This is a genomic window from Streptomyces misionensis (assembly GCF_007896895.1).
Classification (GTDB): Bacteria; Actinomycetota; Actinomycetes; order Streptomycetales; family Streptomycetaceae; genus Streptomyces; species Streptomyces misionensis_A.
Genome location: NZ_VOGW01000187.1, coordinates 192,269 through 211,670 on the forward strand (window position 1 = coordinate 192,269; position 19,402 = coordinate 211,670).

At 74.3% G+C, this 19,402-nt stretch carries 19 protein-coding genes and 3 pseudogenes; 5 read left to right on the plus strand and 17 right to left on the minus strand.

Features of this window, described 5'->3' with window-relative positions:
- Window positions 1-50: 50 nt before the first annotated feature.
- From FRZ03_RS33490 to FRZ03_RS40740, 3 genes and pseudogenes are all read right to left on the minus strand, one after another.
- Window positions 51-1,211 (minus strand): annotated as a pseudogene (locus FRZ03_RS33490) (MFS transporter); the annotation flags it as partial.
- Between the two features lie 89 nt (window positions 1,212-1,300).
- Window positions 1,301-2,152, minus strand: coding sequence for an SDR family NAD(P)-dependent oxidoreductase (locus tag FRZ03_RS40735; protein WP_146468818.1), 852 nt, complete (start codon window positions 2,150-2,152; stop codon window positions 1,301-1,303).
- A complete protein-coding gene (locus FRZ03_RS40740) occupies window positions 2,149-3,501 on the minus strand; it encodes a flavin-containing monooxygenase (protein WP_261399448.1) in 1,353 nt (450 codons plus the stop codon). The genes FRZ03_RS40735 and FRZ03_RS40740 overlap by 4 nt, the downstream gene beginning before the upstream one ends.
- Window positions 3,502-3,653: 152 nt before the next feature.
- Here FRZ03_RS40740 and FRZ03_RS33505 point away from each other — a divergent pair, with 152 nt between their 5' ends.
- From FRZ03_RS33505 to FRZ03_RS41485, 4 genes and pseudogenes are all read left to right on the plus strand, one after another.
- On the plus strand, window positions 3,654-4,778 hold the full coding sequence (locus FRZ03_RS33505) for a PucR family transcriptional regulator (RefSeq protein WP_146468820.1): 1,125 nt from the start codon (window positions 3,654-3,656) through the stop codon (window positions 4,776-4,778).
- Window positions 4,779-4,934: 156 nt separating this feature from the next.
- The gene (locus FRZ03_RS33510) at window positions 4,935-5,156 is read left to right on the plus strand and encodes a hypothetical protein (RefSeq protein WP_146468821.1); all 222 of its coding nucleotides are present in this window, start codon (window positions 4,935-4,937) and stop codon (window positions 5,154-5,156) included.
- The gene (locus FRZ03_RS40745) at window positions 5,120-5,608 is read left to right on the plus strand and encodes a putative quinol monooxygenase (RefSeq protein WP_261399449.1); all 489 of its coding nucleotides are present in this window, start codon (window positions 5,120-5,122) and stop codon (window positions 5,606-5,608) included. Before FRZ03_RS33510 ends, FRZ03_RS40745 begins: the two co-directional genes overlap by 37 nt.
- Window positions 5,605-5,882 (plus strand): annotated as a pseudogene (locus FRZ03_RS41485) (alcohol dehydrogenase catalytic domain-containing protein); the annotation flags it as partial. The gene FRZ03_RS40745 and the pseudogene FRZ03_RS41485, both read left to right, overlap by 4 nt.
- On the opposite strand, the pseudogene FRZ03_RS33525 reads toward FRZ03_RS41485, so the two are convergent.
- Window positions 5,875-6,441 (minus strand): annotated as a pseudogene (locus FRZ03_RS33525) (zinc-binding dehydrogenase); the annotation flags it as partial. The pseudogenes FRZ03_RS41485 and FRZ03_RS33525 sit on opposite strands and share 8 nt — an antisense overlap.
- Before the next feature lie 44 nt (window positions 6,442-6,485).
- Here FRZ03_RS33525 and FRZ03_RS33530 point away from each other — a divergent pair.
- Complete coding sequence (locus tag FRZ03_RS33530) at window positions 6,486-6,674, plus strand: hypothetical protein (RefSeq protein ID WP_261399451.1); 189 nt, start codon at window positions 6,486-6,488, stop codon at window positions 6,672-6,674.
- 135 nt (window positions 6,675-6,809) lie between these two features.
- On the opposite strand, the gene FRZ03_RS33535 is transcribed toward FRZ03_RS33530, so the two are convergent.
- From FRZ03_RS33535 to FRZ03_RS40765, 13 genes are all read right to left on the minus strand, one after another.
- Window positions 6,810-7,751, minus strand: a complete 942-nt coding sequence (locus FRZ03_RS33535; RefSeq protein WP_398661717.1) for an urease accessory protein UreD — start codon at window positions 7,749-7,751, stop codon at window positions 6,810-6,812.
- Window positions 7,748-8,458: an urease accessory protein UreG gene (ureG, locus tag FRZ03_RS33540; protein ID WP_261399452.1), complete on the minus strand. Its 711-nt coding sequence runs from the start codon at window positions 8,456-8,458 to the stop codon at window positions 7,748-7,750. Before ureG ends, FRZ03_RS33535 begins: the two co-directional genes overlap by 4 nt.
- Before the next feature lie 102 nt (window positions 8,459-8,560).
- On the minus strand, window positions 8,561-9,247 hold the full coding sequence (locus FRZ03_RS33545) for an urease accessory protein UreF (RefSeq protein ID WP_146468861.1): 687 nt from the start codon (window positions 9,245-9,247) through the stop codon (window positions 8,561-8,563).
- A gap of 97 nt (window positions 9,248-9,344) precedes the next feature.
- Entirely contained in the window at window positions 9,345-11,069 is a 1,725-nt protein-coding gene (gene ureC / locus FRZ03_RS33550; protein WP_146468823.1) for an urease subunit alpha, read from the minus strand.
- On the minus strand, window positions 11,069-11,479 hold the full coding sequence (locus FRZ03_RS33555) for an urease subunit beta (protein ID WP_146468824.1): 411 nt from the start codon (window positions 11,477-11,479) through the stop codon (window positions 11,069-11,071). Before FRZ03_RS33555 ends, ureC begins: the two co-directional genes overlap by 1 nt.
- 31 nt (window positions 11,480-11,510) lie before the next feature.
- Window positions 11,511-11,816: an urease subunit gamma gene (locus tag FRZ03_RS33560; protein ID WP_146468825.1), complete on the minus strand. Its 306-nt coding sequence runs from the start codon at window positions 11,814-11,816 to the stop codon at window positions 11,511-11,513.
- Window positions 11,817-11,820: 4 nt separating this feature from the next.
- Complete coding sequence (locus FRZ03_RS33565) at window positions 11,821-12,771, minus strand: urea transporter (RefSeq protein WP_146468826.1); 951 nt, start codon at window positions 12,769-12,771, stop codon at window positions 11,821-11,823.
- A gap of 322 nt (window positions 12,772-13,093) precedes the next feature.
- Entirely contained in the window at window positions 13,094-13,378 is a 285-nt protein-coding gene (locus tag FRZ03_RS40755) for a GNAT family N-acetyltransferase (protein ID WP_261399453.1), read from the minus strand.
- A 98-nt stretch (window positions 13,379-13,476) separates the two neighbouring features.
- A complete protein-coding gene (locus tag FRZ03_RS40760) occupies window positions 13,477-13,845 on the minus strand; it encodes a hypothetical protein (RefSeq protein WP_261399454.1) in 369 nt (122 codons plus the stop codon).
- A 141-nt stretch (window positions 13,846-13,986) separates the two neighbouring features.
- Window positions 13,987-14,871: a peptidoglycan-binding protein gene (locus FRZ03_RS33575; RefSeq protein ID WP_146468827.1), complete on the minus strand. Its 885-nt coding sequence runs from the start codon at window positions 14,869-14,871 to the stop codon at window positions 13,987-13,989.
- Window positions 14,871-16,421, minus strand: a complete 1,551-nt coding sequence (locus tag FRZ03_RS33580) for a DUF6519 domain-containing protein (RefSeq protein WP_146468828.1) — start codon at window positions 16,419-16,421, stop codon at window positions 14,871-14,873. The genes FRZ03_RS33575 and FRZ03_RS33580 overlap by 1 nt, the downstream gene beginning before the upstream one ends.
- 54 nt (window positions 16,422-16,475) lie before the next feature.
- Window positions 16,476-18,635: a hypothetical protein gene (locus FRZ03_RS33585; RefSeq protein WP_146468829.1), complete on the minus strand. Its 2,160-nt coding sequence runs from the start codon at window positions 18,633-18,635 to the stop codon at window positions 16,476-16,478.
- A partial coding sequence (locus FRZ03_RS40765) for a LysM peptidoglycan-binding domain-containing protein (protein WP_398661724.1) occupies window positions 18,635-19,402 on the minus strand: 768 nt, incomplete at its 5' end. The genes FRZ03_RS40765 and FRZ03_RS33585, both read right to left, overlap by 1 nt.

Here is a 19,402-nt window from a genome sequence, read left to right on the forward strand (position 1 = left end):
ACCGCCATGAGCGCGGCCGGGACCACGGTGAAGCCCAGCAGCAGCGCCGTGTGCGCGGAGCCGGACTGCGGCACCGACCGGCCCTCGGTGGTGGACACGAAGCCGCCGAGGGCGAGGACCGCGGAGTACAGATAGGGGCCGAGCGCGGTTCCGGCCGCCTCGGTCGCGGTCCACACCCCGGTGTAGGCGCCGGCGCGGGCGCTGCCGTCGGCCCCGGCCGCGGCCACCGCGTCCGGGACCATCGAGAACGCGAACAGCTGGAGTCCGGCGAAGGCGGCACCCATGACGGCGACCAGGACGCCGGCCCCGGCCGCCCCGAGCCGTGCGCCGGCCGGCAGGGCGAGGGAGCCCGCGAGGAAGACGCCCTGGGAGAGGAGCAGCCCCTTCTGCTTGCCGATGCGACCGGACGCCCGCAGCCAGCCGGGGCCCGCGGCGGTCGCCGGGACCAGGAACGCGCCCATCAGCAGGGCGGTCAGGGCCCGGTCGCCGAGGACGTACTCGGCGTAGAAGGGCACCCCGGCGAGGAACAGGTGGGTGGTGGTCCCGGTGCACAGGTAGGACAGCGCGAGCGCCCGGAAGTCGCGGTCCCGCCAGGCGGCCCGGATGTCGTCGCGGGCGGAGTGGGCGCGGGCGTCGGGGCGCCGGAACCCGCAGCGGTCGGTGAGTCCTCGGACGCCGGCCAGGGCGACGAGTTGGGAGGCCAGGAGCGGTCCGGCCAGCAGCAGCGCCATCCACGCGTAGGCGCGGTGGCCGCCCGAGGCCACCAGCGCCGGCGCCGCGACGCCGGACACGAGCAGCCCCAGGGTGAGGAAGACCATCCGATAGGTGAACACACGGGTGCGTTCGTGGTAGCCGATCCGCAGGTCGGACGGGGTCGTCAGATACGGCACCTGGAAGCAGGCGAACAGCAGGTTGCCGACGACGCACCAGCAGCCGACCCACAGTGCGGCCGGCGCCCCGGACAGATCCGCGGGGACGGAGAACAGCGCTATCCACGCGGGCGCCAGCGCGAGCCCCACCCGGAGCATGTCCCGCCGGTGACCCTGGCGGCGGGCCCGGCGGTCCGTCAGCGAACCGAGGAGGGGATGGACGACGACGTCGACGATCTTCGGCAGCAGCAGGGTGGTGCCGGCCCAGAAGGCCGGGACGCCGAGCGTGCGGGTGAGGAAGTAGAGCAGCAGGAGGCCCGGGACGGTGACCCACACGCCCATCCCGATCGACCCGGCGGCGTACCGGGTGAGGTCGGCGGTCCGGGGACGGGCGCAGGCGCCGTCCCGGGCGGTCGTGGGGGTCGCCGCGCTCACCCGGTCTCCGTGTGGCGGCCGACCACGCCCGCCGCCAGTTCGGCTCCTTCGAACGCGCCGGATCGGGCCCGGGCGGCGAGGGCCCTGGCGATGATCCGGTCGGTGACGGAGGGCAGGTGGCGGGCCAGGAAGAACTCGACGGCACCGCGCCGGGTGGTCGGCAGGTCGCGGCGCACCCGGCGGCCGAGGGCGGCGCGGAGCACCGTGGCGACGACGCCCTCCAGTGGCTCGTAGCTGCTCATGCCCTCCAGGGAGAGCCCGGCGGCGGCGGTCGAGTCGTGGATCGGACTGCGCACCGCCGACGGGTACACGCAGGTCACGCCCACGTGGGTGCCGAGTTCGAGGCGCAGTGCGTCGGCGTAGGCCACCAGGGCCCGCTTCGAGGCGCCGTACGCCGCGGCCAGCGGCAGCTGCATGGCGGCCATCCGCGAGGAGACCATGACGATCCGGCCCCGGGACGCCACCAGGGCGGGCACGCTCGCGGCGGTCACCCGCCAGGCGCCGAGCAGATTGATGTCGAGCTGGCGCCGCACCTCGGCCCCGGGCGGCAGTTCGGCCGGGGCGGGCCCGCCGACACCGGCGTTGTTGACGAGCAGGTCGAGCCCGCCGAGCCGGTCGACGGCGGTCGCCACGGCGGCGGCCGCGCGGTCGTCGTCGGTGATGTCGCAGGCGAGCACCTCGACCGGGTCGCCCGGGCGCGGTGCGAGGTCCAGCCCGACGACGTGGGCGCCGAGTCCGGTCAGCCGGGCGCAGATCGCCCGGCCGAAGGTGCCGGACGCGCCGGTGACGAGCACGCGCAGACCGCGGGCGTCGCGCAGGCCCCGGCGTCGAACGGGTGCGGCCTTCATGCGGGGCTCCCTGCACGGGCGGTGGCGGTGAACGGGCGGGCGCCGCGGCGCAGCCGGGCACGGCCGGCCGCGATCTCGCGCGGTACGGCGGCGAGGTACCGGTCGAAGTCGATGCGCATCCGCGGGCGCCGGTCCCCCCAGCGCGCGACGGCGGCCCGCAGGGCGCGGTCGACGGCGCGCCGCTGTTCCGCGGCCGGGGGCAGGGCGTAGCCGCCGGAGAACCAGGCGGCGGCCAGCTTGGCCTGGACCTCCACCACGGGCAGCGCCGCTCCCGTGGACTGCATCAGCCCGACGAAGGTCAGGCTGGGGTCGTCGAGGTGGAACACCCTGTGGTAGAGCGGCAGTTGCTCCGGGTCGTCGCCCACCCAGCGGGCGGTCAGGAAGGGGATGCCGACCTGGTACCCGGTGGCCCAGACGATCACGTCGACCGGTGCCGAGGTGCCGTCGGTGAAGACGACCGAGTTCCCGGCGAGGCGCTCGATGCCGGGCCGGGCGGCCACCTCGCCGTGGGTGAGACGGTGCAGGATGGTGTCGCTGATCGTGGGGTGGTTCTGGAACAGCCCGCCTTCGGGCGCGGGCAGGCCGTAGCGCTGCGGGGTGCCGACGGCCAGCCGCAGCAGGGTCTCGGCGACACGCTGGCGCACCCGCCAGGGCAGCACCGCCAGCGCCCCGCCGGTCGCGTCGGAGGGCCGCCCGAAGAGGTACTTGGGGACGATGTGGACGCCCCTGCGGGCCGACAGCAGCACGGGGCCGCGTGCGACGTGGGAGGCGTCGACGGCGATGTCCATCGCGGAGTTGCCCATGCCGACGACGAGCACCCGCCGGTCCCGGAAGACCTCCGGGGTGCGGTAGTCATGGGCGTGTGTCTCGACGCCGTCGAAGTGCCCCGGGTAGGCCGGATCGGTCGTGCGGGGCAGCCAGTTGTGGCCGTTGGCGACCACCACCCCGGCGTAACGGTCCGTGTCGCCGGAGTCGGTCGTCACCTCCCAGCCGCCGTCGCCCGCGCGCTCGACGGTCGCCACCGTGGTGCCGAAGCGGATGTGCCCGGTGAGGCCGAACTCCGCGCTGTAGTCGGCGAGGTAGCCGGCCACCAGGTCGGCCGACGGATAGTCCGGCCAGTGCCGGGGCATCGGGTAGTCGGCGAACTCGGTGCGTTTCCTGCTGGTGTTGAGGTGCAGGGAGGGGTAGGCCGGGGACAGCCCGCTGGCGTTGTCGCGCGCCCACAGCCCGCCGGGGCGGTCGCCCTTCTCGTAGGCGACGACCTCGACACCCGCGTCGAGCAGGGCCTTGACGGCGGCGAGGCCGGCCGCCCCGGCGCCGATCACGGCGACCCGGTGGGCAGGGGGCATGCGCATCTCCTCGGGAGGGACGGGACGGGGGGCCACCCAGGTTGTGGCCCCGCCCAACCGTAGGGTCCGCGCACCCTGCGGGAACATGTCGCGCGGCACCCGATTCGGCCCTTCCCTTGTGCCGCGCCACAACCGGCGCGAGGATGCCGCGCATGCGGCACGAGGACTGGGACAGCGTGGTGGACCTGATGGAGCGGGTCGTCGGCGAGGACGACCTGCTGCCGTCGGTGGTCTTCGGCGTCCGCACGACGGTGCGCGAGGTCGCGGGGCTGGCGCCCGCCGACATCGCCGGGCACACCCGCGCGCTGCTGGCCGCGGCGACACGGGCACTGGCCGCCAGGCGGGGCCCGACCGAGACGGAGCTGTCCTTCGTGGCGGAACTCGGGCACACCCGGGCCCGGCAGGGAGTGCCCATCGAGGCGGTGCTCGGCGCCATCCATGTCGCCGAGCGCGCGATCTGGTCCCGCGCCCGGGAGGCGGCGGCCACGGCCGGGATCGACGCCCGGCTGCTGCTCGATGTGCGCGAGCTGTACGACGACTGGGCGGAGGCGGTGCGGGCCAGGCTGATCCAGGCGCACCGCGCCGCCGGCACCGGGCGGGCCGCGGGCGCCGGCGACCGGGACCCGACGATCCTGCGGCGGCTGCTCGAAGGGGGTTCGGCGGCCGCGCTGGCCGCCGCGGAGGCCGGACTGCCCGTCACCGGCGGGCTGTGGGTGCTGGTCGCCCGGGCGGACGGCGGCCTGGAGCGCTCGTTGCGCGAGCAGCCGCAGGCGCTCACCGGGCACCTCGACGGCCTGCTGGTCGGCGTGTCCGCCCAGGCGCCGGGGGCGCGCGCCGCCCGTACCGGTGCCGTGGCGGGGCTGGCCGGACCGGCCGAGCCGGAGGAACTGGGCACCGTGCGACGGCTGGCGCTCGCCGCGCTGACCGCCGCCGAGTCGGCGGGGCGGCGCGGGGTGGTGCACATCGCCGATGTCGCCGTCCTCGCGGCCGTGACCGAACGGGCGGATCTGGCAGCAGTTCTGACGGACCGTCACCGGACGGCGTGGGCCGCGCTCGGGGTCCAGGCCGAGCCGGTGGCGCTCGCCGTGCGCGCCTGGCTGGAGGCGGGCCGGGACGTGGCCTCGGCGGCCGAGCGCCTGTTCGTCCACCCCAACACGGTGCGCAACCGCGTCCAGCGCTTCACCGACGTCACCGGCATCGACCCCTACGACACGTTCGGCGCGCTGAACGCGTGGTGGCTGTGCCGTGTCCGGCTGGGCTCGGGCGAACCCGGCTGACCGGTGACAGGGCTCACCGCCGTGGCCGTCGGGGCCGTGCGGGCGGTCCGGTTCACGGCCCGCGGCGGTGTGTCCTGATCGACGTGCGGGCGGGAGAAGCGGCCCAGAGGATGGGTGGAGAGGCAATACACGCCGAAGCAGAAGGAGAGTGCAGTTATGCGAGGTCGCATCACACGCACGCTGGCCGCCGGCCTCACTGCGGGCATCCTGGCGAGCGGCGCGGCCGTAGCCTCGGTCGGAACCGCCTCCGCGGCGCCGCAGGCCGCCCCGGGTTCGTATCCCACGGCGCACCACTGCCACAAGGTCAAGGGGCACTACGCCAACCACAACGGCAAGCGTGTGTGGGTCAAGTCGCACAAGGTCTGCACCAAGCGCTGACCCCAGGGGGACGCCGCGCGTCATCACGGCGTCCCTCCGGCGCGCCGTCCCGGGACGGACCCGCGGGCGCGTGCACGACCCGTCACATTCCGCACCGCGGCCGACGCCCCCGTCATCGGGTTCCGCCAGGCCGGCTGCTGTTCCGGGGCGCGTACCTGCCGCCCACGAACCCGCTACCGCACCAGGGAAGGCGCGCAGAACACCGTCTCTCCCTGCTCGACACCATAGCGGCCGCGTCCCGCCGGGAGCCGGGCAACCTCGCCTACCGCGTCCACCAGGGCGCCGAGGACCCGCGGACGATCGTGCTCTACGAGGAGTACGGCCGCGAGGCCGACTTCACCGCGCACTGCGCCTCCGCGCACTTCCAGGAGATCGTGCTCGGCAAGGTCGTACCGCTGCTCGACAGCCGTGACGTGCTGCGCTGTGTCCCGCGTCCGCAGGTGCGGGCATGAGGACGCGTGCGGTGGTGCTGCGGGCCGTCTCGACCGCCCGCCCCTACGACGAGGCCCCCGGTCGAGGTGGAGGAACTGGAACTGGGCGGGCCGCGCGAGGGCGAGGTGCTGGTCCGGGTGGCGGCCGCCTCGCTCTGCCACTCGGACCTGTCGGTGGTCAACGGCGACCGGGTCCGCCCGCTGCCGATGGCGCTGGGGCACGAGGCGGTGGGCGTCGTCCAGGAGACCGGGCCCGGCGTGAGCCGGTTCCGCGCCGGTGATCACTCGGCCGTCACCTTCGGGCTGCCCACCGCCTCCACCGCCAGCTCGGCGCCGCCGCCGGTGAGGTCACGGACCGCCTCGACCGCCTCGACCGGGTCGTAGGCGTGGGTCGCGCCCAGCCGCAGGGCCAGTTCGCGCTTCGCCGGCACCGGGTCGACCGCGACGACCGGGTGCGCCCCCGCCGCCCGGGCCCCCATGACCGCGGACAGGCCCACGCCGCCCAGGCCGTAGACCACCGCCGACCGGCCGGGGCGCAGGGCCGCCGTGTTGACGACCGCGTCGGCACCGGTCAGCACCGCGCAGCCGAACATCGACGCCACCGTGAACGGGACGTCCTCGGGGATCGGCACCAGCGACTCCTGGGCCGGCACCGCGTATTCGGAGAACGCGGAGACGCCCAGCTGGTGGTGGACCCGGGCGCCGTCGGCGTCGGTCAGCAGCGACGGGCCGTGCAGCAGCGCCCCGGACCCGTTGGCCGCGGCGGCACGGGCGCACAGGGCGGGCCGGCCGGCCGCGCAGTCGGTGCAGAAGCCGCAACTCGGCACGAACACCGGGGCCACGTGAGGTACCGGCGCTGGCGTTCGCCGGCGAGGGCAAGTCCCTGGTGGGTTCGTACATGGGCGCCGCGGTGCCGCGCCGGGACATTCCCCGGCTCCTGGAGCTGTGGCGGGCGGGCCTGATGCCGGTGGAGCCGATGCACACCGGCACCCTGCCGCTGACCGGTGTCGACACGGCGTTGGAGGAGCTGGCCGCGGGCCGGGCGATCCGTCAGGTGATCGACCCGTCGGGAAGGCCGGCCGGCTGAACCGGCGCACGGCCGCCGCCCGGCCCACGCCTCCTCGGGCCGGGCGGCCCTCTCCCGCGGCGGGCACGGCCTCCCCCGCGGCGCCGGCCCGTCCGGGTGCCGCGTCGGCCGGGCGGCGCCCGGCGACCCGGCCCGTCAGGTCTTGCGCAGGTCCGGGGCGGGCACGCCGATGAGCAGACGGCGTACGGCGTCCCAGGCGGTGTGCAGGGCGCGGGTGATCGCGGGCGAGTCGCTGCCCAGGATCCGCGCCCACGCCCCGCAGTCGTCGGGCAGCACGCTCACCCCGAAGGCCGCGCCGGTGTCCGCCAGCGCCTCGTGCAGCACGTCGGCGATCTCCGCGGCGGGGGCGAGCGGGGAGACGGCGTAGAGCGTGGCCATCAGGTCGTGGTCGGCGAAGACCGCCGGGCCGGTCACCGAGCCGGACTCGGCCGGGTCGAGGCGTACGGTGTCCACGGCCACGAGATCGCCGTCGCCGCGGGTGATCTCCAGGTCGCTGAAGAGCATGCGGTAGGCGTGCCGTTCGCCCCGGGCCAGCCGGCCGGCGGCGATGGTCTCCCCCAGCAGCACCGTGGCCGTGGGATCGACGGTCACCTGGGTGTGCTGGTAGAAGCGCGCGTCCCGGTACGGGATCAGCGGGTCGGGCAGGTACTCGACGTAACTTCCCGCTTCCGCGCGCAGGTTGACGACCTGGGTGGCGTGGTCGAACTCCATCCGGTGCAGTTTGGTGGCGGCCTGTGTCGTCAGGTGCACCGCCGTGCCGGGCCCGCAGTCGATGTCGAGGCGGTTGCGGTCGGCCTGGACGATGCCGCCGCCCGTGGACATCAGATAGGTCACCGGCATGTCGGGCCGCAGCGGGTCGACGTACAGCGGGCGCATGATCTGCAGGGGCGACTTCTGGTAGCGGTCCACGAGTTCGGTGCGGTCGCCGACGCGCGCGTAGCGCAGTTCGAGCAGGCCGACCTTGCCGGGGCGCCCGGCGGCCAGGGTGTCCGCCGGGCCGGTGAGGTCGAGCATCCGGGCCGGTGTCCGGCGGGGTTCGTAGTGTGCGGGGTCCAGCCGCGCGGGCGCCGTGGTCATGCGGTGGCCGTCTCCTGCCGGGCGGGCCCGGCGGCCTCGTGGGACAGCAGGAAGTCGGCGATGGTCTCCAGGCCCTCCCCGGTCAGCGAGTTGGTGAGCACCACCGGCCGTCCCTGGCGGACGTGGTGGGCGTCCGACTCCATCTGCGCCAGGTCGCAGCGCACGTACCGGGCGATGTCGATCTTGTTGATGACGAGCAGCTCGCACTCGGTGATGCCGGGGCCCCGCTTGCGCGGCATCTTGTCGCCCTCCGCGGTGTCCAGCACGAACAGGAAGAGGTCGACGAGCGCCGGGCTGAAGGTGAGGGTGAGGTTGTCGCCGCCGCTCTCGAAGAGCAGCGTGTCCACCTCGGGGAAGCGTTCGAGGATCTCGTCGGCGGCGGCCTGGTTCATCGTCGGGTCGTCGCGGACCGCCGTGTGCGGGCAGGCGCCGGTCTCGACGCCGACGATGCGGTCCGCGTCCAGGACCCCGGCGAGGGTGCGCCGGACATGCGCGGCGTCCTCGGAGGTGTAGATGTCGTTGGTGATCACGGCGGGCGTGCGGCCGCGGCCGATGAGCACCGGGACGAGCGCCTCGATCAGCGCGGTCTTGCCCGAGCCGACCGGCCCGGCGACGCCGACGCGCAGCACGCCGTCCGCGGGGCGCTTCACGAACTCGTCGTGGTCGTGGTGGTGTGCGGAGCCTCGCACCTGGGTGGGGTCGTGCATGGGGAGTCCTTGTCCTCGATGGGGTGTCTTGTCGGCGCGGTCCGGGCCTGCCCGGTCCGAGGGCACCGTCGGTCCGGGCCGGACCGGTCCGGAAGAAGGGTCCTAGCTCGCGAAGAGCCGGGCCTCCGCGCGTTCGTGCCGGCCGGCCATCACGTCCGCGACGGGCACGCAGCCGCCCAGATCGGGCAGCTCCCGGCGCAGGGCCGCCTCGACGGTCTCCTCGATCACCGGGGCGGCGCCGTGCAGCACGACCTGGGCCCGGCGGTGGTCGGTGAGCCGCAGGCGCAGGGCGGCCCCCACGAGGCTGGCCGCGAAGGCGAACAGCTCGCAGGTGACCGCCTGCCTGGTGGTGAGCCCGGCCGCCGCGTGGACGACGCCGGCGACGACCGGCTGGCAGCCGCGCACCGTGCCCGCGCGGTACAGGGTCCGGTAGTGCTCGATCGGTGGGGTGCCGTAGACCTCGCCGGCCAGGTCGAGCAGCTGGCGGCCGGTGCGGACGACGGCCTGCCGGGCCTCCCGGCCCAGCTTGGTGGCGTACAACCGCCGCTCCACCGCGACCACTTGCTCCCAGTCCTGCGCCCCGACCGCGCGGTGGGTGAGGGCGAGGGCGGTCGCGTCGGCCGGTCCCGCGCTGTGCCGGAGCAGGTCGTGCAGGAGGGCGGGCAGAGTCCGCGGGGTGACCGCGCGGGCCTGCTGGAAGCCCTCCAGACCGTGCGAGAGGGTGTAGTAGCCGCTGGGGAAGGCCGAGTCCGTGAGCTGGAGCCCGGTCAGCAGCGCCTGGGTCGGCATCGGGTCGTTCACGCCGGGTCTCCGTTCCTGCCGGATGGGCGCCCGCCGCGGGCCGGCCGCGGGGCGCGGGAGCGCCCCGGGACCGGTGCCGGGCGGGTCAGACGATGTAGAAGAGCTGGTTGAGCGGGAGGCGTTCGGCGGGCTCGATGGTGGCGGGCTCGCCGTCCACGGTGACCTTGTAGGTCTCCGGGTCCACCTCGATGCGCGGCAGCGCGTCGTTGCGGACCATGTGCTGCTTGCCGATGGTCCGGCAGCGCCGCACCGGCTCGATCCGGCGTCCCAGGCCCAGCTCGCCGGGGACGCCGGCGGCGATGGACGCCTGGGACATGAAGGTGACCGAGGTGCGCTGCCGGGCCCGGCCGTACGTGCCGAACATCGGCCGGTAGTAGACCGGCTGGGGCGTCGGCAGGGAGGCGTTGGGGTCGCCCATCAGCGCCCAGTTCACCATGCCGCCCTTGATGACCAGCTTGGGCTTGGCGGCGAAGGAGTGGATCGGCCAGAGCACGATGTCGGCGAGTTTGCCGGGCTCCAGCGAGCCGATCACATCGGCGGCGCCCACCGCGATCGCGGGGTTGATGGTGAGCTTCGCGAGGTAGCGCAGGACGCGCGCGTTGTCGTTGCGGGAGCTGTCCTCGGCCAGCGTGCCGCGCATCTCCTTGCAGTGGTGCGCGGTCTGGAAGGCGCGGGCGAAGGTCTCGCCGACCCGGCCCATGGCCTGGGAGTCGGAGGAGAAGATGCTGATCACGCCGAGGTCGTGCAGCACCGTCTCGGCCGCGATGGTCTCGGCCCGCACCCGGCTGTCGGCGAACGACACGTCCTCGGGGATGTTGCGGGACAGGTGGTGGCAGACCATCACCATGTCCAGCAGCTCGTCCACCGAGTTGATGGTGTACGGCAGGGTGGGGTTGGTCGAGGCCGGCAGCACGTTGGGCTCGCCGGAGACCCGCATGATGTCGGGTGCGTGACCGCCGCCCGCGCCCTCGGTGTGGAAGGTGTGGATGGTCCGGCCATCGATCGCGGACAGCGTGTCCTCGAAGAAGCCGCCCTCGTTGAGGGTGTCGGTGTGGATGGCCAGCTGGACGTCGTACTCGTCGGCGATCCGCAGCGCGTTGTCGATGGCGGCGGGGGTGGCGCCCCAGTCCTCGTGCACCTTCAGGCCCGCCACGCCCGCGTCGACCTGCTCGCGCAGCGCCCCGGGCAGGCTGCCGTTGCCCTTGCCGAGCAGGCCGACGTTGACCGGCAGGTCCTCGGCGGCCTCCAGCATCCGGTGGATGTTCCACGGGCCGGGGGTGCAGGTGGTGCCGTTGGTGCCGTCGGTCGGTCCGGTGCCGCCGCCGAAGAAGGTGGTGATGCCGTTGGACAGGCCCTCCTGGGCCTGCTGGGGCGAGATGAAGTGGATGTGGCTGTCGATGCCGCCCGCGGTGGCGATCAGGTGCTCGCCGGAGATCACCTCGGTGCCGGGCCCGATGACCAGCTTCGGGTCCACCCCGTTCTGCACATGGGGGTTGCCGGCCTTGCCGACGCCGACGATCAGGCCGTCGCGGACGCCGATGTCGCCCTTGACGACGCCCAGGACCGGATCGATGACGACGACGTTGGTGATCACCAGGTCGAGGGCGCCCTCGCGGTTCAGCGCGGCGGGGTCCTGTCCCATGCCGTCCCGGATGGCCTTGCCTCCGCCGTAGACGGCCTCGTCGCCGTAGGAGCCGGCGTTGTGGTCGTACTCGACCTCCACGACCAGGTTGGTGTCGGCCAGGTGGAACCGGTCGCCCACGGTGGGGCCGAACAGGTCGGTGTACTGCCGGCGCGGGATGATCGCCATCAGTGCTCGGCTCCCTCGTTCTCGGTGTCGGTGCTGTCGCCTGTGGTGGCGAATCCCCGGTGCGCCGCGCGGCGCACCGCGGACCGGCGGGTGTCGTCGGCGTTCAGGCCGCCGTTGACGAGTCCGGCGAAGCCGACGAGCCGCCGGGTGCCGCCGAAGGCGCACAGCTCGACCTCGCGGGTGTCGCCGGGTTCGAAGCGCACGGCGGTGCCGGACGGGATGTCCAGGTGCATGCCGTACGCGGCCTCGCGGTCGAACCGCAGCGCGCGGTTGGCCTCGAAGAAGTGGTAGTGCGAGCCGATCTGGACAGCACGGTCGCCGGTGTTGGCGACGGTGAGACTGACCTTGGCCCGGCCGGAGTTGATCTCCACGGGGTCGTCCCCGTAGAGGTAGTGGGCTCCACCCGACATCGTTGGTCTCCTCGGTGGTTCAGGCGGCGGTTCAGGCGCCGATCGGGTCGTGGCAGGTGACCAGCTTCGTTCCGTCCACGAACGCCGTCTCGACCTGGAGGACGGTGAGCATCTCGCGTACCCCGGGCATCACGTCGTCGGCGGAGACGACCTTGCGGCCCAGTTCCATGCACTCGGCCACGGTGTGTCCGTCGCGGGCGGCTTCGAGCACGGCCTCGGTGATCAGCGCGGCCGCTTCGCTGTAGTTGAGCTTGGTGCCCCGGTCCCTGCGGCGCCGGGCCAGGTCCGCCACCACATAGACGTGGAGCTTGTCGATTTCGCGCGGTGAGAGGTTCATGGCGTCACTTCGCTTTCTCGTACGACATGCCGGGCCGGTCCATCGCCGGCGCGGCCCCCAGGAAGAGCCAGGTCGTCACGACGAACGGCCAGGTGAAGGGTGACCCGCCGGACGGCTGGGCGAAGGCCGTCCAGGCGGTGGTGAAGGGGACCGAGGCCACGACGGCGAGTACGGCGTAGCCCGCGGTCCAGGGCGTCAGGGTCAGGAAGGTCGCCGCCAGCGCGATGGCGACGAGCACGCCGTTGTAGCCGTAGAGCCCCTCGCCCAGCCGGTCGGCGGGCAGGCCCATGACCCAGGCGGTCACGATCGCGACGGCGCTGCCGCAGGCGGCGGCGCCGGCCGCCCGCCAGGAGGTGACGAGCAGTCCGGCCAGCACGATCAGACCCGCGTACCACCGGTCGAGGAAGAAGACCTGACCGATGTTGTCGCAGAAGGCGTGCCCGATGTCCGCGAGGGACGGGGCCGCGGTCCGCGCGGCCGCTGCGGCGGGTGCCGCCGGGGCCGTGGGCAGCGCGATCGCCATGACACCGGCGACGAGGCAGTACGGGGCGGTCAGCACGGGCAGCCCGACGCGGCCCAGGAGGCGGACGGCCGCCGCGCTCAGCACCGAGCAGACCGCCGCCGCGAGGACGGCGAGCAGCGCGGTCCGCCAGGAGGCGCCGAGCTGGACGAAGAGCGCGATGCCGACGAGGCAGCCGCAGTACCCTTCGAGGCCCTGTCGCAGCCGGTCGCCCCGGTCGCTGCGCAGCGCCGCCGCGGTCCCGGTGGACGCCAGCGTGCCGAGCAGTCCGAAGACGCCGATCCGACAGTCGTCGGCGAACAGCGCGACGAGGAACAGCAGTCCCGTCCACGGACTCGCGCTCAGCGCGACCTGCGCGATACCGCGCGCCTGTGTCCGCCCGACGGCGACCGGGCTCCAGCTCGTGGACCGCACCGCCTGAGACGCCGTAGGCATGGCTGTTCTCCCTGTGTGAAAAACCCGAAGGAGCCATCAACCCCCTTGCACGACGGGGAAGATGGGATCGCTTCAACGCTCTGTTGAACACTACGCCCGCTTCCGGCCATCAAGATCGAAATCGCGTGGTGACCACCTGGGCACGCAGCGGGATCACCGCAGGCAGCGTGGCCGAGCCGAGGGCCTCGGGTGTCGCGCCTTGACCGGGATCGAGCCATCCGTTGAACATCTCTTGGACCGATCCAGGTGAAGTGCAGACCAATCGTCCGGAGTTCGGAGTGGAGCCGGGAAGCGGTCCGCCAAGGGCCGGTCCGCCGGATGCTCAGGCGCGGTGGACCGGGTCCGCGACCCGGGCGGCGGCGAGCGGCCGCCAGGACAGCCCGAGGCGGCGGTAGAGGCGGATGGCGGCGGTGTTCCAGCCGTCGACCATCAGCGCGGCCATGCCGTGGTCGGCGACGAGACGGTCCAGGACGAGACCGCACACGGCCGTGCCGGCGCCCCGCCCGCGCGCACGCTCGGCGGTGGCGACCCCGGCGAGGAATCCGACGTCGGGCGCGCTCCAGGCGTCGGCGGCGCACGCCGTCAGCGCCCCGGAGTCGTCGCGCACCCCGGCCCAGCGGCGCACGCCGGGGCGGCCGGGGTGGGCATGGGAGTGGGCGAAGGCCTCGTCCAGCAGCCGGGCGACGTCCGGGTGCTCCGACGGGGTCAGCCACGCGGCCCGCCGCCGTGGCCGGTGGCGGCCTCCGTCTGCATCCAGCCGAAGGCGTCGACGAACTCCAGCTCCGGAAGGCGGGTCACGAGGTCGCGGACGAGGTTCTCGTCGCCGAGGGGCCGGAAGGCCGGGCCGAGCCGGGGCAGCAGCGCGCGGACCAGGGTCGCGGCGGCGCCCGCGGGACCGGTGACGGCCAGTCGGTCGCGGCCGGACAGGGCGGGGGCCGCCACCGCCGTGGCCTCGCCGAGGAAGAAGGCCCGCGCGCCGTCGAGCAGACCGCCGGCCGCCCACAGCAGGAGCGGGTCACTGTTCGCCGCGGCCCGGACGTCGTCGAGGGAACGCAGCTGACGCGGATCGGCCATGGGCACAGGTTAGTCGGCGTGCGGGCCCGCGCCGGTGACCCCGCAGGCGGCCCGCGCCTCGGCGCACCCGCGCGGACGCCGGGTCGGGCGGCGTCCGCGCGGGTGCCCCGGGGCCGGTCAGCCGGTCAGCCGGTCAGCCGGTCAGTCCGACGGGACCTTCAGTCTGTCCCAGCTGGTCCGGCCCGGGATGCCGTCCGCGTCCTTGCCCCGGTAACCGAGCTTGTGCTGCCAGGCCGCGTAGGACGTGCGGTCGGCTTCGGTCCACTCCGGGCTCGGGCCCTTCTCGTAGCGGCCGCAGCCCTCGGCGACCAGGCGGCGGCCCATGGCGGTGATCAGGGGCGACTTCTGCCCCGTGTGGAAGAAGCCGGCGCCCGGGAACGGCGCGTACTCGGGCTTGGGCCCGGGCTTGGGGCCGCCCGGCTCCTTGCCGCCCTCGCCCGCGAGCCGGTCGGCGATGCGCCCCCGCATGCCGTCCATGGTGAAGCCCCGCGGGTCCTGCTTGCCGGGCTGCCACTCCTTGTGGCCGATGACGGAGCGCTCCGACCACCCGTGGTGCCGGCAGATCGCGGCGGCCACCTTCTCGATGGCCTCCTTCTGCGCCTCGGGCCAAGGGTCCTTGCCATCGCCGAGGTTGACGCACTCGAAGCCGTAGAAGTGCCGGTTGCCGTCGATGTCGGCCTGGTTGTCCCGGGGCAGCTTCGACTCGTTGACGACCGCCCGCAGCACGTCGCTGTCGCCGAGCCCGGCGTGGTTGGCGCGGCCGTTGCCGACGAGGTGGACGTGGCCGTCCTTGTCGATGACCCCGTGACACAGCGGCCCGGGCAGGCCCGAGTAGCCGTCGTAGCAGATGTTCACGGAGTTCTCGGTGCCCGAGGTGACGGTGTGGTGGATCATCACGCCGTTCACCGGGCCCCAGGGCCCCTTGGTGTTGCGGTTGTGGTGGCGCCAGTCGCGCACCTCGTGGACCGTGAGGCCCTCCGCGCGCAGGACCTCCAGCAGCTTGGCCGCGCTCATCGGCTGGGCCATCACTCGTCTCCTTCCGCGGCGGCCTCCGCCGCCGCCGTGGTCTGGGAGCGCCCCTCGGCGGGACCGGCCTCGGCGGTCCGTTCCTCGTGTGCGGCGCGGGCCTCGGCGTCCAGGGCCGCCCGGTCGGCCGGCGGGATGTCCGCGGCGAGCGCGCCGAAGGCCTGCCGCAGGTCGGCGGTGCTGCCCTCGCCGGTGACCAGTGCCAGCGGGGCGACGTGCCGGTCGATGCCCGCCGGGGCCTTCAGCAGCGGGCGGCGCGCGGCGTCCGTGTCCCACTCGACGCCCCCGGTGGCGGTGCGGGCGGGGATCAGCCAGTGGTCGCCGGTGCGGTAGGCGCCGTTCTTCGCGAAGTAGACCTCGACGCCGTCCTCCAGCGGCAGCCACTCCCCCTCGGCGAGCGGCACGGCACCGCCCTTCAGGGCGTTCGTCCGGCCCTTGCGCCGGGGCCCTTCGCGGTGGTCCCAGCGGCGCAGGTACGGGTGCAGGTGCGGCAGGCGCCCGACGCGCGGGTCGGGCTCGGCGGAGAGGCGGACGCGGCGGCCGGGCAGGTCCAGTTCCTCGACCCGCAGCAGGGGCAGCGCCTCCAGCCGGGACGCGTACGCGGTGTCGGTGATTTCGACGTGGTCGCCGACCTCCAGATCGAGCTTGGAGTCGAGGCCCAGGGTCGCCAGCCGCACCCAGGTGCCGTCCAGTTCGTCCACCGGGAAGACGACCGAGCCGTTCTCCCTGGACCACTTGAAGGTGGCGTCGGCCGCCTCGCCGCCCGCGTGGATCTCCACCCGGTACAGCTGGTTCTCCGGGCCCCGGTAGCGGGCGTCGGGGCGGACCAGACACGGGTCCTCGTCGGCGTGCTCGGGCCGTTCGCCGCGGGCGGCGAGCCGGGCGGAGGGCGCCGCCTGGGCCTTCGCCCACTTCTCGAAGGCGTCGCGGACCGCGGCCGGGGACGGTTCGGCGTCCTCGATGTCCAGCGCGCTCAGGGGCAGCGGCAGCACCTGCCAGACGACCTTCGCGCGGGCGGCGGTGTCGGGCAGCGCCGCGCCGAGGGCGACCTCGCGCAGCGCCGGGTCCTCGGCCGCGGAGACCGCCCGCTCCCACACCCGGAGGTAGACGAGGAAGGGCGACCGGGCGGGCGAGGGCAGCCGGTCGCCGGGCCGCTCGGGGTCGCGGAACCCGTCGGGCTGGTTCCAGTAGTCCCAGTGGGCGTCCGTCTCGGCGGCCCGCTGTTCCTCGGTGTCCTCGTCCGGTACGGGGACGCCGGGCGCGGGGCGGTCCGCGTCGCACAGGATGCCGTCCACGTAGTAGCGGCCGCCGTGGATGTACAGGGTGTCGATGTCGTGCCTGCCGCCCACGTACTCGATGCGGAAGCCGCAGGCGCCGGCGGGGCCGCCGTGCCGGCCGATGAGGTCGGCGGCGAGGGTGCGGGCCTGGTGCAGCTGGATCGCGGTCTGCTCGTTGAGGTCGGCGTCCAGCTGGACACGGCCCTGCTGGGCGAGGACCGCGGAGTAGTGCCGCTCCGGGCGGAAGGTGGCGCGGGAGAGATCGGCGTGCATGAAGGGGGTCCCCCTGGTTCTCAGGTCTGCGGGTGGGTCGTACGGCGGCACCGCTCACGTCACGAAGAAGATCCCGGCGTCCGCGATCGCGGGTGTGTACTCGGCGAGCCGCGCCCTGAGTCCGTCCTCCCGCTGGGGGCGGTACAGGTCGTGGAACGCGCCGAGTTCACCGCCGTCATCGGCGCCGCGCCGGATCTGTTCGCGGCACCGGTCGGCCAACTGGCCGTACCAGGGCGTCCCGTAGCGTTTCGAGGCGAACAACGGTCGTACGGTCTCGGTGTGTTCGGCGCCGACGAGGTCGGGTTGGCAGCGGTGGCGGCGCGGGGTGCGCGAGCCGGGCGGCACAAAGCAGTGACGCAGGCAGCCGATGCCGCGCCGGGCCACGCGCAGCCGGCCGGTGAACAGGGAGTTCTCGGCGAACTCCACGGCGTGCGTGTGGACTTCCCCGATGACCGTGGTGCGGCGCAGGTGCAGCACGGCGTGCGCGTGGCGGCAGTCGGGGGCGGACAGGGCGGCGCGGTCGTCGCCGGTGGCGTCCAGGACGCTGTCGCGCAGCTGGATGTCGAGGGGGTCCTCGCCCACCTCGTCGCCGATGACCTCGATGGTGCCGAGGATGCTGTGTTCGATCCGGAGGCAGGCGGTGGTGCGTTCGAGGACGATGCTGGGTTCGTCGGGCGAGTGCGGCGCGCACTCGGGCTCCAGCGACCAGCCGGGCACGAGCGTGGAGTGCCGGACGACGACGGAGCCGACGGGCCCGGTGACATTGATGCCGCGCCCGGCGACGAGGAGGCCGTCCAGGACGATCCGCGGCCGTTCGTGCGGAGCGCAATCGGTGTGCGGGGCTCGGATGTTGAGGGCGTCGGGGCGGTTGCTGTACCAGTCGAGGAGCCGGATCACCGGCCGGGTGCCCTCGGCGGCGCGCAGTTCGAGGCGGTCGCCGGGGTCGAGGTCGAAGTCCAGCTGCTCCTGGTAGGCGCCGCTGTGGGTGATCTCGATGATGCCGGTCCGTCCGGTGCCGCGGTCGTCCTGCCAGGCCCGGTAGGCGTCCATGATCCGCCGGTACGGTTCGCCGGGCCCGACCCGGTAGAGGTCTGCGTCGGGGCGGGGCCCGCGGTCGGGGCGCGCGTACTCGCCGCCGCCCATGTCGGCGGCGAAGGCGTGGTGGTAGTCGACCCAGACGCCCTGGCGGGGCGCGCGGCGGGCGCCGAACGCGATCCGGCCCAGCTCCGGGTCGACGGCGATCTGCCCCCGCCCGGGCCGGTAGCGCCAGTCGGACAGGTCGGCGACGACGATGTCCTCCGGCGGTACGGGCCGGTCCTCGCCGTCGCGCCGGATGCACAGGCTCTTGCCGGGGCCGTAGTAGTCGGCGAGCCGGTCGTGCAGCAGCCGGCGGGTGATGAACGCGGGCACGTTGTCCACGGCGGCGAGGTGCGCGGGCGAGGGTTCGGGCACCGGACGGGTGAGCAGCGGGGTGTCGTTGCCGAGGATGGAGAAGGTGTAGAGGTTGCGGGCGCGGTCGACGCAGTAGGCCGGGGACGCGGTGAGCGCGTACGGCTTGAGCCGCCAGACGAAGAGCCCGACCCCGGCCGGTGTCCAACCGCCCTGCGTCCTCTCCGAGTCGGCGCGGCGTACGTCGGCGGTGCGGGAGGTCGTCTCGAAGGGGCCGCCCGCGACGGCGAGCGCCGAGCCGTCCCTCAGGTCGAGCAGCCGGCCGCGCTCCCCGCGCCGGCCGGTGACGCCCAGCCTGACCGGCTGGGTGTGGGCCACGTGCCGGGAGAGTTCGACGGCGCGGGCGGGCCAGTCGGCGACCCGCGCGGAGAGTTCCTCCAGCAGGTGCAGGGTGCCCTTGCGGCGCCGTTGGGCGACCGTGGCGGCCACGTCCCGGCGGGGGGCGACGGCCTCGGCGAGCGCCGCCCGGCCGCCGCCGTGCAGGCCGGTGGTGAGGACACGCTCGTAGCCGGGCAGGGTGCGGTAGCCGACCAGGTCGCCGAGGTAGGGCAGCACCCAGGGCGCGGCGGTCTCCACGAACAGGTCCTCGTACCCCTGCCGCACGCCGTCGCGGACCCGGTCCAGTTGTTCGCCGATCACCGCGAGCAGGGCCCGCAGCGGTTCGCCCTCCTCGGCGTCGCGCAACCGGTGGACGCGGGGCAGCAGTTCGGCGAGTCCGTCGGGGTGCCGGCCGGCCGGCGTCCACGGTTCGGCGTCGGGGGACATCACTTGACCTCCGTCAGGATCAGGGTGTCCGCGGCCCGCGCCGACAGCATGGCGAGCTGGGCCGGGCGGATGCCGCGGAAGACGACCACCGTCCGGCCCTTGGCCAGGCGCCGGGTGTCGGTGATGTCCGGGTTGAGGCGCAGCAGCCTCTCGAGCGGGATGCCGTGGCGGGCGCAGACCGAGGACAGGGTCTCGCCGTCGGCGTCGCGAACCGTGTAGGTCTGCTCGTCGTAGGCCGCCGGGTGCGCGGGCACCGACGTCTGCGGGGTGCCGGGACCGGCGAGCAGGGCGGTGAGCCGGTCCGGGGTGGCGGAGGCGGGCACGCCCGTGAAGACGTCGACGTCCACGTATGCGACGCCGGGCACGGAGTGGGCGGTGGCGAGCACCTCCGAGAGCCGGGCGGGCCGGCCCAGCTCCCGCCCCTCGTAGCCGAGGCGGAGCAGCAGCGCCTGGCGCAGCCGGGGTTCGACCGTCTCCCAGGCGTGGTCCGGGGCGAGTTTCACCTTGGCGGAGACCAGCAGCAGGACGAGTTCGCGCGTGTCCACCCGGACCGGCAGGTCGGGGTCGCCGTACGCGGTCAGGGCACCGCGCAGCGGGCGGAGGCCTTCCTCGGCGAGCGGCACGTCGTCGGTGCCGGCGACCGTCACATGGAGCACGCGCCGCCGTCCGTCGAAGAGTTCACGCGCGGCGGCCCGGCCGATGCCGGCGCGGGAGCGGGCGAAGTCCTCGTAGTCGGCCGGGGAGACCAGCCGGTCCAGGGCGGAGAC